Source organism: Promicromonospora sp. NPDC023805, from assembly GCF_040639635.1.
In the GTDB taxonomy this organism is placed as follows: Bacteria; Actinomycetota; Actinomycetes; order Actinomycetales; family Cellulomonadaceae; genus Promicromonospora.
Window position 1 is genome coordinate 206760 of sequence record NZ_JBFAAH010000004.1, and the last position, 14141, is coordinate 220900.

The 14141-nt window shown below is 70.0% G+C and carries 13 protein-coding genes; 5 read left to right on the plus strand and 8 right to left on the minus strand.

Annotated features, from left to right (window positions below):
• Nucleotides 1-152: 152 nt before the first annotated feature.
• From ychF to AB0F70_RS07145, 4 genes are all read right to left on the minus strand, one after another.
• Complete coding sequence (gene ychF, locus AB0F70_RS07130) at nucleotides 153-1238, minus strand: redox-regulated ATPase YchF (protein WP_357445290.1); 1086 nt, start codon at nucleotides 1236-1238, stop codon at nucleotides 153-155.
• Nucleotides 1239-1307: 69 nt separating this feature from the next.
• Nucleotides 1308-2093, minus strand: coding sequence for a DinB family protein (locus AB0F70_RS07135; RefSeq protein ID WP_357445293.1), 786 nt, complete (start codon nucleotides 2091-2093; stop codon nucleotides 1308-1310).
• Nucleotides 2094-2154: 61 nt separating this feature from the next.
• Nucleotides 2155-3768, minus strand: a complete 1614-nt coding sequence (locus AB0F70_RS07140; RefSeq protein WP_357445296.1) for a hypothetical protein — start codon at nucleotides 3766-3768, stop codon at nucleotides 2155-2157.
• A complete protein-coding gene (locus AB0F70_RS07145; protein ID WP_357445299.1) occupies nucleotides 3750-4580 on the minus strand; it encodes an ABC transporter ATP-binding protein in 831 nt (276 codons plus the stop codon). Before AB0F70_RS07145 ends, AB0F70_RS07140 begins: the two co-directional genes overlap by 19 nt.
• Nucleotides 4581-4778: 198 nt before the next feature.
• Here AB0F70_RS07145 and rmuC point away from each other — a divergent pair, with 198 nt between their 5' ends.
• Nucleotides 4779-6281 (plus strand): DNA recombination protein RmuC, encoded by a 1503-nt coding sequence (rmuC, locus tag AB0F70_RS07150; RefSeq protein WP_357445302.1) that lies wholly within the window; start codon nucleotides 4779-4781, stop codon nucleotides 6279-6281.
• 125 nt (nucleotides 6282-6406) lie between these two features.
• Here the strand turns inward: rmuC and AB0F70_RS07155 are convergent, their stop codons facing one another.
• Nucleotides 6407-7444 (minus strand): 4-hydroxy-3-methylbut-2-enyl diphosphate reductase, encoded by a 1038-nt coding sequence (locus tag AB0F70_RS07155; protein WP_357445305.1) that lies wholly within the window; start codon nucleotides 7442-7444, stop codon nucleotides 6407-6409.
• A 63-nt stretch (nucleotides 7445-7507) separates the two neighbouring features.
• On the opposite strand from AB0F70_RS07155, the gene xseA reads away from it, so the two are divergent.
• Nucleotides 7508-8770 (plus strand): exodeoxyribonuclease VII large subunit, encoded by a 1263-nt coding sequence (gene xseA, locus AB0F70_RS07160; protein ID WP_357445308.1) that lies wholly within the window; start codon nucleotides 7508-7510, stop codon nucleotides 8768-8770.
• A 99-nt stretch (nucleotides 8771-8869) separates the two neighbouring features.
• On the plus strand, nucleotides 8870-10012 hold the full coding sequence (locus AB0F70_RS07165) for an epoxide hydrolase family protein (RefSeq protein ID WP_357445310.1): 1143 nt from the start codon (nucleotides 8870-8872) through the stop codon (nucleotides 10010-10012).
• On the opposite strand, the gene AB0F70_RS07170 is transcribed toward AB0F70_RS07165, so the two are convergent.
• Both AB0F70_RS07170 and AB0F70_RS07175 read right to left on the minus strand, forming a co-directional pair.
• Nucleotides 10001-10663, minus strand: coding sequence for a hypothetical protein (locus AB0F70_RS07170; RefSeq protein WP_357445313.1), 663 nt, complete (start codon nucleotides 10661-10663; stop codon nucleotides 10001-10003). The genes AB0F70_RS07165 and AB0F70_RS07170 overlap by 12 nt on opposite strands.
• Before the next feature lie 187 nt (nucleotides 10664-10850).
• Nucleotides 10851-11600, minus strand: coding sequence for a class I SAM-dependent methyltransferase (locus AB0F70_RS07175; protein ID WP_357445316.1), 750 nt, complete (start codon nucleotides 11598-11600; stop codon nucleotides 10851-10853).
• 82 nt (nucleotides 11601-11682) lie between these two features.
• Between AB0F70_RS07175 and sigJ the strand changes: the two genes are divergently transcribed.
• Entirely contained in the window at nucleotides 11683-12603 is a 921-nt protein-coding gene (gene sigJ, locus AB0F70_RS07180) for an RNA polymerase sigma factor SigJ (RefSeq protein ID WP_357445318.1), read from the plus strand.
• A 3-nt stretch (nucleotides 12604-12606) separates the two neighbouring features.
• Here sigJ and AB0F70_RS07185 read toward each other — a convergent pair whose 3' ends face one another.
• Nucleotides 12607-13350: an SDR family oxidoreductase gene (locus tag AB0F70_RS07185; protein WP_357445321.1), complete on the minus strand. Its 744-nt coding sequence runs from the start codon at nucleotides 13348-13350 to the stop codon at nucleotides 12607-12609.
• Nucleotides 13351-13517: 167 nt separating this feature from the next.
• Here AB0F70_RS07185 and AB0F70_RS07190 point away from each other — a divergent pair, with 167 nt between their 5' ends.
• On the plus strand, nucleotides 13518-14132 hold the full coding sequence (locus AB0F70_RS07190; RefSeq protein ID WP_357445324.1) for an HAD-IA family hydrolase: 615 nt from the start codon (nucleotides 13518-13520) through the stop codon (nucleotides 14130-14132).
• Nucleotides 14133-14141: the final 9 nt, after the last annotated feature.

Genomic DNA, 14141 nt, shown 5'->3' on the forward strand with positions numbered 1-14141 from the left:
AGGGAAGCTCGCGACCCACCAGAAGGGCAAGCCGGGATCCGGTACCTGCCCAGGCTCTGGCTCCAGCGCCTGACAAACGAAACGAGGCCCCCGCTCCGCTTGGAGCGGGGGCCTCGTGGCATCTCGAGGGTGTGGCCGAAACCCGGTGATGCTCAGACGTTGAAGCGGAACTCCACCACGTCGCCGTCCTGCATGACGTAGTCCTTGCCCTCGATGCGGGCCTTGCCCGCAGCCTTCACCGCAGCGGACGAGCCGGCCTCGACCAGGTCCTCGAACGAGGTGACCTCGGCCTTGATGAAGCCACGCTCGAAGTCGGTGTGGATCACGCCCGCGGCCTGGGGGGCGGTCCAACCCTTGTGGATGGTCCAGGCGCGCGCTTCCTTCGGGCCAGCCGTGAGGTAGGTCTGCAGGCCGAGCGTCTCGAAGCCGACCTTCGCGAGCTGGTCCAGGCCGGACTCCGGCTGGCCGGACTCGGCGAGCATCTCGGCGGCCTCCTCGGGCTCGAGCTCCACGAGCTCGGACTCGAACTTCGCGTCCAGGAAGATCGCGTGGGCCGGCGCGACGACCTTGCGCAGGGCCTCCTGGGACGCGGTGTCCGCCAGGCCGGCGTCGTCGGTGTTGAAGACGTAGATGAACGGCTTGGCGGTCATCAGCTGAAGGCTCGCGATCTCGGCCAGGTCGAGACCGGCACCGGCGGCACCCTGGTACAGGGTCACGCCCTGGTTCAGGATCTCCTCCGCCTTCTTCGCGGCGGCGTACAGGACGGGGTCGCCGCGCTTGATCTTGACCTCCTTCTCCATCCTCGGCAGGGCCTTCTCGAGGGTCTGGAGGTCGGCGAGGATCAGCTCGGTGGAGATGGTCTCGATGTCGCCGGGGGCGTCCGCCGAGCCGTCCACGCGCACCACGTCCGGGTCGTCGAAGGCACGCGTGACCTGGCAGATCGCGTCGGCCTCGCGGATGTTGGCGAGGAACTTGTTGCCCAGGCCCTCACCCTCGGACGCGCCCTTGACGATGCCCGCGATGTCCACGAACGACACCGTGGCCGGCAGGATCTTCTGGCTCCCGAAGATCTCAGCGAGCTTGTTGAGCCGCTCGTCGGGCAGCGAGACCACGCCGACGTTGGGCTCGATCGTCGCGAACGGGTAGTTCGCGGCGAGCACCTGGTTGCGGGTCAGAGCGTTGAAGAGGGTGGACTTGCCGACGTTGGGCAGGCCGACGATGCCGATAGTAAGAGCCACGTCGCGAAATTCTACGTGCCGAGCGCCAATCGCCGACAGCCGCGTCGTTGCGGGCTGCGGTTGGCCCGTCTACCGGGCGTCTCGTCTGCGCTCCAGCTCGTCGAGATCGCGTGCCGCGAACCGGTGATGCTCCCAGGCTTCGTTGGCGATGACCCCGAGGCAGCGCCACACGGGAAGGCTGCGCGTCTCCGGTTCCCACGGCGGCAGCCGGCGAGCCTGTGCCTCGAAGTCCTCCTGCGTGAGGGAGTCGTACTGCGCGCGCACCTGGGCCATCCGATCGGCGTAGACGGTCTGGACCTCCTGGAACGACGGCGTGGCAGCGACGTCGACGCCGAGCGCGCCCACCTCGTCGTCGTACTCGGAGAACGGGAGGCCTATCGGGCTGAACGCGCCGTCGAGGCCCTGGATCCCGTGTCGCACCCAGCCGTCGACGGCGAACACCAGGTGTCGCAGTGTCTGGGCGAGCGACCACTCGCCGTCGATCTGCTGGTCCACCGTCCCGGCGGGCATCGCCGCCACCCGGTCGAGCGTGGCCGACCAAGTCCGCAGCGCTGCCTCGAACGACGCGCGCTGCTCCGCGAGAACCTGGGACCGAGCCAGCTCTCGCCCGGGATGCCGACGGTTCAGCTCGGCCTCGATCAGCGGCAGCACCTCGACGCCGTTGACCTTGAGGTCGCCGATCTGCCCGTCGATGTCCGCGCCGGTCAGGTCGACTCCGCGCATCACGACGCGGGGCAGGTACGACTGGTCGAACGCCGCACCTTCCAGGTCGGTGAAACGGAACCGGGCGTCGGTCAGGTTCGCCGCGACGAACTCGGCGTGCCGCAGGTCGTCGTCTGCTGTGAATCGCGTCATCGCCCCAGGCTAGGCCGGGTCACTGACACGACCGCTGACCTGGGGCGACGCCGCTTCGACGTCAGGGGAAGGACTGCACCTGCTGGAGCAGCTCGGGCAGGCGCCTGTCGTACACACGAGCGCCGAACCGCACGGCCAGCACCAGGATCAGCGCGCCGTACAGGAGGCCGACGACGACCGTGGCGACGCCCCACAGCACACCACCCAGCAGCAGGGCCGCGATGCCCACCGCGAAGACCGGCAGGGACAGCCCTACAGTGACGGCGAACCCGATGCCCTGCGACACGATCGTCGCCATCGCCGCACCCTGCGGCGACTTCAGGGGGCTCTCGCCCGGCTTCGCGACCGGGTAGACGAGCCGTGCCGACACCGCGCAGGACACGGCGGTACTGACCAGCAGGGCACCGAACGCCAGCCCCAGCAAGGGCAGGGTCAGGTGCCAGGAGTCGGCGACCCAGACCGAGGCCACCACCGTGGCCGCGGCGACCAGAGGTCCCGCCGTCAGCATCGGGATCGCCCGGCCCCACCGGTCGGCGCGGCCGTCGACACCCGACGAGACGTGCAGGGCGAAGGCCGTGTTGTCGTAGCCGATGTCGTTGGAGATGCTGAAGCCGAGCATCCAGCCCACGAACGGCCCGGTCGCCAGGAGCATGAAGAAGCTGCCGGTGCTCTGGGACGTGAAGTACATGATCACCGGCAGCAGCGGGATGATGGCGATGGACCCCGAGTAGCGCGGGTCCCGCAGCCAGTAGGTGGCGGTCCGGGCGGTGACCGCCCAGGTGGGCGAGAACGGCACGCGGCCGAATATCCCGAGGCCCTTGGCCTTGCCGCCGCTGCCGTCGCCGACGGGCGGGCGCACCAGGGCGCGGCCCAGGGCCCGGTCCCAGACCAGCCACGCCAGCCCGACGGTGCCGAGCGCGACCGCGAGGCGACCCGCCAGGCCCGCCCAGTCGCCGTCGTACGCAGTGCTGCCGAGCGACCACGCCGCGCCGAACGGCGTCCAGCCGACGACGGCGGCCGCCTGCTGGAACAACGGGAGGAGCTGCATCCCGGTACTGCTGTCGGAGCCCGGCTCGACCGAGACCTCGACGCCGTTGGCGAGCCAGCCGATGAGCGGGCCGATCGTCATGACGAGCACCAGCGCCACGATCGTCACGACCTCGCGGTAGCGCCGCGACTCCAGGACGGGCGCGAGCAGCGTGGTGATCGCCCGGGAACCGAGGACGCACGTGGCGACGCCGAGCACTGCGCCGACGAGCGAGACGAGCAGCACGCCCGGCTGCAGGAGCCACGCGAAGGAGACCCCCAGCGCGAGCAGCACCGTCGCGATACCGGGTACCGAGACCAGGCCCGCCACCGCCAGCCCCGCGAGAAGCGTGCGCCGGGGGATCGCGAACGTCGTGAAGCGGTGCGGGTCCAGCGTGGCGTCCACGCCGAAGGCGAAGATCGGGATGATCCACCAGCCCAGCACGGCCAGCGCCCCGCCGAGGGTGATCGCAAGTCCGGCCCAGGCAGGGTCGCCGAAGAACGCGAGACCCACCACCGCGGCGATCAGGAGGCCGACGACGCCGAGCGCGTAGAGCGCCGCGACGATCATGCCGATGGTCTGCCAGACGCTCTTGCGGAACGTGTTGCCCATCAGCGTCAGCTTGAGGGTCAGGAACCGCGCAACCATGAGAGCCCCTCCGAGTGCTGACGGCCGCCGACGAGGTCCACGAACCGGTCTTCCAGGCTCTGCTCGCCGCGTACCTCGTCCACCGTGCCCGCCGCGAGGACGTGCCCCGCCGCCATGACCGCCACGTGGTCACACATGCGCTGCACCAGGTCCATGACGTGGCTCGAGACGATGACTGTGCCGCCGCCGGCCACATAGCTCTTGAGGATGTCGCGGATGTTCGCGGCGCTCACCGGGTCGACTGCCTCGAACGGCTCGTCCAGGACCAGGGTGCGCGGCGCATGGATCATGGCGCTGCCCAGCGCGATCTTCTTGGTCATGCCGGCGGAGTAGTCGACAACGAACGTGTCCGCGTCAGCGACCAGGTCGAACGCCTTCAAGAGGTCGTTCGTCCGGTCCACCACGGTGTCCTTGTCCATACCGCGCAGCATCCCGGCGTACGTAAGCAGCTGGCGGCCGGTCAGCCGGTCGAACAGGCGCACGCCGTCGGGCAGCACGCCCAGGGTCGCCTTGGCCTCGTCGGGCCGCGCCCACAGGTCCACGCCGTGCACCCAGGCACTGCCGAAATCAGGCCGCAGCAGGCCGGTGGCCATCGAGAGCATGGTCGTCTTGCCCGCACCGTTCGGGCCGACCAGACCGTAGAACGAGCCCGCTGGCACGTCCAGGTCGACGCCGGAGACCGCGATCTTCTGCCCGAACCGCTTCCAGAGTCCGCGCACGCTGAGCGCCGCCGACGGGTCGTGCGGGGGCGGCGCCTGGGCACCTGGGGTCCCGGGGCTGCCTGGAGGGCTCGGGTCGACTGGGGTCGTCATGGCACCCAACGTAGTCGCGCCGTCCGACACGACGGATCCGACGCGAGGATGAGTGCCGGGTGAAGGAGATCCGCCGTCGGGCGGAGAAACGGCCCGTCCGGCCATACGGGACGCATGCCGCGGCGCATACCGGATGATTTCGACCATGCGGGGTGTCACCGTGCCGGAGTGTCAGTGACACGTGGCAGCCTGTCGCCCATGGACATCGTCGCAACGATTCTGCTGGCCCTCGGCGCTCTCGTCGTCGGCGTGCTGCTGGGGTGGCTCGGCCACGCGCAGCGCGTTGCGCCCGCGCAGCGCGACGCGGACATGGAGGTCGCACGCCTGCGCGCCCAGGCCGAATCGGCAGAGCAGCGGATCGCCGCCGCACAGCACCGCGCGGACGAGCAGATCGACGCGGCACGGGAGCGCGCCACCGAGCAGATCGCCGCCGCGCGTTCCGAACAGGAGCACGCACGCCGCCAGTTCCAGGCGCTCGCGGGCGACGCGCTGGACGCGAACAGCAAGCGTTTCCTCGAGCTCGCGGAGGAGCGGCTCAAGCGGTCCGCGTCGGACGGTGAGCAGTCGCTCGCCAAGCGCGAGGAGGCCGTGAAGCTGCTGGTGGACCCGCTGACCAAGGCCGTGGAGCTGGTGCGCAGCGAGGTGCTCCAGGCGGAGAAGGCCCGTATCGAGGGCCAGGGCGCGCTCGTCGAGCAGATGCGCAACGTCGCCGAGGTCTCGACCGACCTGCGCAACGGCACGGCGGACCTGGTCACGGCGCTGCGTTCGTCGCAGACGCGCGGCGCGTGGGGCGAGCTGCAGCTGCGCAAGGTCGTCGAGTCCGCCGGCATGATCAACCGGGTCGACTTCACCGAGCAGGCGCAGGTCACCACGGAGGACGGCGAGGTGCAGCGCCCCGACATGGTCATCAACCTCGCCGGCGGCAAGCGCGTGGTCGTGGACTCCAAGGTCGCCTTCCTGGGCTTCCTGGAGGCCCAGCAGTCCGACGACGCCGTGTACCGCGAGCAGCGCCTCGACGCGCACGTGCGCCACATGCGCAAGCACGTGGACGACCTGGCCGGCAAGAAGTACTGGAACCAGTTCGAGCCCGCACCCGAGTTCGTCGTGATGTTCGTGCCCGCCGAGGCGTTCCTGTCGGCGGCCCTGGAACGCGCGCCGGAGCTGCTGGAGTACGCGGTGCAGAAGAACGTCATCATCGCGACGCCCACCACGATGCTCGCCCTGCTGCGCACCGTCGCGTACGCGTGGCGCCAGGAGTCGCTGGCGGAGAACGCTCAGAAGGTGCTCACCGTCGGCAAGGAGCTGTACGCGCGGCTGGTCACCATGACGCAGCACGTCACGAAGATGGGACGCTCCCTGGAGTCGGCCACCAAGGACTACAACAGGCTCATCGGGTCGCTGGAGCGCAACGTGCTCACGTCGGCCCGCCGCATGGTGGAGCTCGACGTGGTGGACGAGAAGGACCGCATCGCGGAGCCGAGGGGCATCGAGGAGGTCCCGCGTCCCATCACCAAGGCCGAGCTGCTGGCGGCGGACGACGGTGACGTCGTCGCGATCGACCGCGCACAGGACACCGACAGCATCCTGGTGCAGGCGCTGGAGGTCACCGAGCTCGCGACCACCGACAAGCGCGCGCTCGAGGCGGTAGAGCAGAAGTCGTCCGACGACGAGAACGCCGCCGCCGTCGGACAGGCCGGCTGACAGCACCGGACGGTCGAGAACCGGACCGTCGACAACGGGGTTGTGTTGCCGCAGGCCTCCTGCGGCAACACAACCCCGTTCTCACCTCACGGCAGATCACACGCCAGCGGCGCGACAGCAGAACCTCAGGCCTGCGGGAGCTCCGTGCGAGCCTCGCGACGCGGACGCTTGGGCTCCTCGCCCGCAGCCTTGAGCCCCGCACGCAGCTCGCGCGGCAGCGAGAACATCAGGTCCTCGGTGGCCGTCCGGACCTCGTCGACCGTGCCGAAGCCGTGGTCGGCGAGATGCGCGATGACGTCCTCCACGAGGATCTCCGGCACCGAGGCACCCGAGGTCACGCCCACCGTGGTGACACCCTCGAACCACTCGTCCTTGATCTCGGTCTTGCGGTCCACGCGGTACGAGGCCTTGGCCCCGGCCTTGAGCGCCACCTCGACGAGCCGCACCGAGTTGGACGAGTTGGCCGAGCCGACGACGATGACGAGGTCGCACTCCGGCGCCAGCTTCTTCACCGCCACCTGGCGGTTCTGCGTGGCGTAGCAGATGTCGTCGCTGGGCGGGTCCTGCAGGGAAGGGAACTTCTCGCGCAGCCGGCGCACGGTCTCCATGGTCTCGTCGACCGACAGCGTCGTCTGCGAGATCCAGACGACCTTCGCGGGGTCACGGACCACCACCTGGTCCACCTCGTCCGGCGAGTTCACGATCTGCACGTGGTCCGGCGCCTCGCCGGCAGTGCCCTCGACCTCCTCGTGACCGGTGTGCCCGATCAGCAGGATGTCGTAGTCGTCGTTCGCGAACCGGACGGCTTCCTTGTGCACCTTGGTGACCAGGGGACAGGTCGCGTCGATCGTGTCGAGGCTCCGCGCCACGGCCGAGGCGCGCACCGCGGGCGACACCCCGTGTGCGGAGAAGACGAGCCTGCTGCCCTCCGGCACCTCGTCCGTCTCGTTGACGAAGATGGCGCCACGTTCCCGCAGCGTCTCCACGACATGCTTGTTGTGCACGATCTCCTTGCGCACGTAGACCGGTGCGCCATAGGTCTCCAGTGCCTTCTCGACGGCGACGACAGCACGGTCGACGCCCGCGCAGTAGCCGCGGGGCGCAGCCAACAGGACGCGCTTGGTCTGGGTCTCAACAGGACGCTCAGGGCTCGTGACACTCACAGGTGCAGTCTAGGGGCGGCGTGCGGAGGGCTTGTGTCGGTGGTGGGTGGCAGGGTTGGACACGTGACGGAACCCACCCAGCGACCACTCCCCGCAGAGATCCCTCTGAAGGCACTCGACACCACGCCCTCAACCCCCTGGCCGGTGCGGGTGCTCTCGGAGAAGATCAAGGGCTACATCGACAAGATGCCCCCGGTCTGGGTCGAGGGGCAGGTGGTGCAGTTCAACCAGCGCCCCGGTTCCGGGATGCAGTGGCTCACACTCCGCGACACCGAAGCCGATGCGTCGCTCCCTGTGACGATCTTCTCGCGTGTCCTCCTCACGCTGGCGCAGCCGCCGGCGGAGGGTGATCACGTTGTCGTGCACGCCAAGCCCGTGTTCTGGACCAAGCGCGGCACGCTGCAGATGCAGGCCAACGAGATCAAGGCCGTCGGCGTCGGCGAGCTGCTCGCCCGGATCGAGGCCCTCAAGAAGGTCCTCGCGGCGGAGGGCCTGTTCGACCTGTCGCGCAAGCGAAAGCTCCCCTTCCTGCCCGCGGTCGTCGGGCTCGTGTGCGGACGCGAGTCCAAGGCCGAGCACGACGTGGTGGTGAACGCCAGGGCCCGCTGGCCCCAGGTGCGGTTCGAGATCCGCGAGGTGGCGGTACAGGGCGTCAACGCCGTGCGCGAGGTGTCGAACGCGATCGCGGAGCTCGATCAGGACCCCCGGGTCGACGTCATAGTCGTCGCACGGGGCGGCGGCTCCGTCGAGGACCTGCTGCCGTTCAGCAACGAGTCGCTGGTCCGCGCCGTCGCGCAGGCCCGCACTCCCCTGGTCAGCGCGATCGGCCACGAGACGGACGCACCGCTGCTCGACCTGGTCGCCGACTACCGCGCCTCGACACCCACGGACGCGGCCAAGCGGATAGTGCCCGACGTGTCGGAGGAGCGCCTTCGCCTCACCCAGGCCCGCAGCCGGATGCGCGGCGCCGTCACGGCGATGATCGACCGCGAGCAGCACGGGCTCGACGGCGTCCGCTCCCGCCCGGTCCTCGCCGTGCCGCACACGATGCTGGAGGCCCGGGAGCGCGACATCGTCCAGTCGCTCCGGCACAGCCGGCACGCGCTCAACACGCTCCTGCTGCGCGCGAGCGGCGAGATCGGACGGCTCGGCGCCCAGGTGCGGGCGTTGTCGCCGGCATCGACGCTGGAGCGCGGCTACGCCGTCGTCCAGCGTGCCGACGGCCACGTGGTGCGGCGGCCCGACGACGTCACGGTCGGCGCCAGCGTGCGCCTCCGCCTCGCGGAGGGTGCGCTGGACGCCGAGGTGACCGCCACGGCCTCATAGCGTCGACGGCGCGGGCACCGTCGAATAGCGCGAAAAAACCTGGGGCACATGGCCAGTAGAGGACAGAACCTGTCCTCTTCGCCTGGCACTGTAGGTCTCATGAACCAGGACAGCGCGCTCACCCCGTTCCGCATCAACGTCCCGCAGGCCGACATCGACGACCTCCGGGACCGGCTCGCCCGGACCCGCCGGCCGCTGCCCGTGCCGGGCCGCGACGACCGCACCGACTTCAGCCGCGGCATCCCGCAGGCCTACCTCAACGAGCTCGCCGAGTACTGGCGCGACGGGTTCGACTGGCGCGCGCAGGAGGCGAAGCTCAACGAGTACGAGCAGTTCACCACCGTCGTCGACGGCCAGACGTTCCACGTCGTCCATGTGCCTTCGGCCGACCCCGACGCGACGCCGCTCATCCTGAGCCACGGCTGGCCCGGCTCGTTCGTCGAGTACCAGCGCCTGATCCCGCTGCTGACCGACGAGTTCCACGTGGTCATCCCGTCGCTGCCCGGCTTCGGGTTCTCGACGCCGCTGTCGGACACGGGCTGGGAGGTGGCACGGACGACGGAGGCGTACGCCGAGATCATGACGCGGCTCGGCTACGAGCGGTTCGCCGCGCACGGCACCGACATCGGCGCGGGCACCACCGGCCGGCTCGCTGCCATCTACCCGGAGCGTGTCATCGGCACCCACGTCGGCAGCGACGGCAGGATGCTCGGCATGGTCGGCGACAAGTTCCCGTACCCCGACGGTCTGACCGAGGACGAGATCGCCCAGATCGAGGCGATCCGCGCGGCGGACGTCGCGGAGCGCGGCTACTTCGAGATGCAGAACCACCGTCCCGACACCATCGCGGCGGCCCTGGCCGACTCGCCGGTGGGACAGCTCGCGTGGATCGCGGAGAAGTTTCAGACCTGGACCAACCCCCAGCACGCGACCCCCGACAAGGCCGTGGACCGCGACCAGCTCCTCACCAACGTCAGCCTCTACTGGTTCACGCGGGCCGGAGCGTCGAGCGCGCAGTTCTACTTCGAGTCGGAGCACTCCAGCCTCGGCTGGGCAGGGGCCTCCGATGTGCCCTCCGCCTGGGTGGTGTTCGACACCCACCCCCTCATGCGCCGCGCCCTCGACCCGTGGAACGCGACAACCCACTGGACCGAGTTCACCGAGGGCGGCCACTTCCCGGCGATGGAGGAGCCCGAGCTGCTCGCGAACGACATCCGGGACTTCTTCAACTCACTCCGCTGATCGGCTAGGCCTGTTCATTCGGCTTGTCTTGCCGATCCGCTCGGCCTGCTTCTCCGTCCAGCTGTCCCATCCGCCGCTCTGCCAGTCGAACGAATGGACCAGAGCCAGCAGTGCGGCCCCCACGCCCTCGTCAAGCGCGGGGTCACGCAAGTAGATCTCGTTCCACGTCATCTTGAACTCCACGAGCGTTCGGCCGCGTGTACGCCAGATGATGCGGCCGGGCGCGCGTGGCACGTCAGACATGCTGAACATGGCAGCGACCCAGACAACGGGCCGCAGCGGATAGAACAGCCACCACGTGCACCACCAGATGATCCGGCCCTTGTACCCCACCACGTCGGGCTCGCCGGGCCGGCTCAACGTCCACCGGGTGCGAAGTCCCTTGCTGAACGCCTTGGCGCGCTCGATAGTGCACAGGAGCTCGCCCTGCGGGCCGAGCACCTGATAGACGGCGACGCCGTTCTCGCAGGAGACGGTGACCACGGTGGCGACCAGCGCCCCACGGTGCTCGTCCGCCCACAGGACGAAGGACCGTGCGCCCTCGCGGCGCGCCGCAAGGTAGGCAGGTATGCCGCCCGGCGGCAGCTCCCGCTCCAGGTGGGCGATCGTGCGGGTCAGTTCCGGCGCGGGGCGGAGGGTGACGTGATTCAAGACCTCCCCGGTGCCGTCGAGCGGAGCCTCCCCCTTATAGACGGGCTTCGAACCCAGCCTCAGTATGCGCGGCTTGCGGTGTCCCATGTGGTGCCCCCTTGTGTCCTGCCTCCTCGCCGACACGAGGACTGACGGATCGTACCCACTCCCCGTCGCCGGCTCACCCGTCTTCGGCAAACGGCGATGATCAGACCCGACGCACCACGAACACCCACTCCAGCCCTGGCCGGTCGGGTGCGTCCAGCACCTCGTCGACCTCGAACCCGGCGGCAGCCAGCGTCGCCTCGGTCTCCTCCCGCTCGCGGAACCGCAGCGTCGAGACCGAGGTGACCACGTCGCCGTCGGGCAGCACGCCGGGCGGGAACCGGTAGGACTGCTGGAAGGTGACGAGCGGGAGCTCCACCTTCAGCAGGTCGTTCCACATCTCCACCTCGCCCACCCCGGGGATGTCGCGGCGGACGGACCTGAGCTCGCGGGTCCATCCGAGCCAGGCCTGCCGCACAGGCACGCGGATCTCGAACACGAGCACGCCGCCGGGACGGAGCGCCGAGTGGACCGCCGCGAGCGCCCCGGCCCACTCGGCGTCGGTGGTGAACACCTGCGCGACGTTGCCGGTCATCGTCGCGAGGTCGGCGGCGAGGTCCAGGGCGGCGACGGCTTCGGCTGCGCCCTCGACCCAGGTGACGGCGTCGGCGCCGGGCTTGCCGCGGGCGACCTCGAGCGAGGCGGCGGCGGGGTCGACGCCGGTCACGCGTAGGCCGCGCTCGGCCAGCAGGAGGGCGAGCACCCCGGTGCCGCAGCCGACGTCGAGCACTGTGCGGGCGCCGAACCGTTCGGTGAGGTCGGCGTACAGGTCGAGGTCGCTGCGGTCGTCGTCGAAGGAGTCGTAGAGCCGCGCGAGCCGAGGGTCCACGAAGATCGGGTCGGGTGTGGTCATGGCAACATGTTTACCCGTCACGGGAGCGAGCCCAAGGACATTCGGCCGCGTACGGTCGATACGGCACCAGAAGGAGCGCACGATGACAGGTTCCGTTGACACCACGCTCGATGACGCGGCAGCGGTGTTCGCGACCGCCCGCAGACGGCTGTTCGGCATCGCGTACCGGATGCTCGGCTCGGCGGCCGAGGCCGAGGACGTCGTGCAGGAGACGTGGGTGCGGTGGCAGACGACCGACCGTTCGGTGGTGGTGAACCCGCAGGCGTTCCTCACCACCGCTGCGACGCGGCTGGCGATCAACGTGCTGCAGAGCGCACGGTCGCGCCGCGAGACCTACGTGGGGCCGTGGCTGCCCGCGCCCGTCGACACGAGCGAGGACCCGACGCTCGGCGCGGAGCGTGCGGAGGCGCTGGACGTCGCCCTGTTGGTGCTGCTCGAACGGCTGACCCCCACGGAACGGGCCGCCTACGTGCTGCGTGAGGCGTTCGACTACGCGTATCCGGAGATCGCGCGGATCGTGGGGGTGTCGCCCGCCGCCACGCGCCAGCTCGTGAGCCGGGCGCGCAAGCACATCGCGTCGGAGCCGCGCAACACGGTGACCAGCACGGAGCGCCGCGCGCTGCTGGAGGCGTTCCTCGCCGCTGCGCGGGTGGGCGACGTCGAGCGGCTGGAGCGGCTGCTCGCCGAGAACGTCGTCACGCGGGCCGACAGCAACGGGACCGCGAAGCATGTCGCACGCGTCGCGGTGCGGGGCAGGCACAAGGTGGCGCGGGTCCTGTCCTCGTTCGCGGAGATCTTCTGGGCCGGTATCACCACCCGGCCGATAGAGGTCAACGGCGAGGAGGGCATGGCGATGGAGCGGGACGGCGAGCTCGTGGGCATCCTTGCGGTCACCGCGTCGGCCGAGGGCCTGCACGAGCTCATGTGGCAGCTGAACCCGGAGAAGATCGACCCCTTCCGGCGGGCCCGGGCAGGCCGGGCCACGCCGGAGGGTTCGGGCTGACCGTTATGCCTGGGCCTTCCGCCACTGCTCGTAGCTGACCTCACCCAGCAGGGCCTCGCCGTGCGGCACGAGCTCACCGTCCTCGAGCGGCGCGCCGAAGTACGTGGCGCTCGGGTCGGTGCGGACCTCGCGCGGGTCCTCCTTCGACGCCAGGTACGTGCGTACGATCTCGTCGAAGCCGAAGACCTCCGGTCCGGCGATGTCGATGGTTCCGTTCAGCGGGGTGCCGACGGCGGTCCTGGCGACGAAGCGGGCGACGTCGGCGGAGGCGATCGGCTGGAAACGGACCGGCGCGATGTGCACGACGCCGTCCGCCTCCGCGGTGTTGGCGATCGAGCCGAGGAACTCGAGGAACTGCGTGGACCGCACGATGGACCAGCCCGAGCCGGACGCCTTGACGAGGTCCTCCTGCACGATCTTGGCGCGCATGTAGCCGGAGTCGACGCCCTCGGCACCGACTATCGAGAGGATCACGTGGTGCGGCACTCCTGCCTTCGCCTCGGCCTCGAGCAGGTTGGTGGTCGAGGTCCGGAAGAAGCTGGTGACGTCCTCCTCCGCGAACGAGGGCGAGTTGCTGAGGTCGACCACCACCTGTGCGCCTTCGAGGACCTCCGGCAGGCCCTCGCCGGTCAGGCTGTTCACGCCGGTCTGCGGTGCGGCGGCAACGGCCTCGTGGCCGTGCTCCCGCAGGTTGTTCACTACCTGGCTGCCTACGAGGCCCGTGCCGCCGATGACCACGATCTTCATGGTGTGTTCCCCATTCATGTCTGCGACGCATGTCCGCGACGTTCTCGACGAGCCGGACGGCCCGTCACCAGTTCGACCGGGAACGCTCCGGATCTGTGACGGGCAGCACCGGGCGCGGTGCGGCGCGGGCCCCGGATGGCCCGGCCCGGGACCGTTACGGTTCGCTGGTGACGACCATCCGACACGTACTCTTCGACGCCGACGGCGTGCTCCAGGAGATCCGAGACGGTTTCTACGCCTCGGCCGCGCCGATGCTCGGTGAGCGTGCCCCCGAGATCCTGACCCTCGCCTCGACCTACGAGCGCCCGCTGCTGGGGGGCGACGACGACTTCCTGCCGGTTCTCGCGGAGGTCCTGCGGCAGTACGACGTCGATGTGCCGGCCGCCGACCTGTTCGCGGCCGTCTGGCTGAACATCGCCACGTCACAGGCCTCGCTGGACCTGGTCAGTGGGCTGCGCGACGCCGGATACGGCGTGCACCTCGGCACCAACCAGGTCCGGCGCCGGGCCGAGTACATGCGGGCCGCGCTGCCCTACGACGAGCTGTTCGACGTCAAGCTCTACTCCTGCGACCTCGGGGTGGCCAAGCCGGACGCCGCGTTCTTCCAGAAGGCCGCGACACGGATCGGGGCCGAGCCGGCGGAGATCCTCTTCATCGACGACCACTCCCCCAACGTCACCGGCGCCCGGTCGACCGGGATGGCCGCCGTCGACTGGCGCATCAGCCACGGGCACGACGTCCTGCTCGAACGGCTCGCCGAGCACGGCGTCGCGCCCGCCTGAACCTGCCTG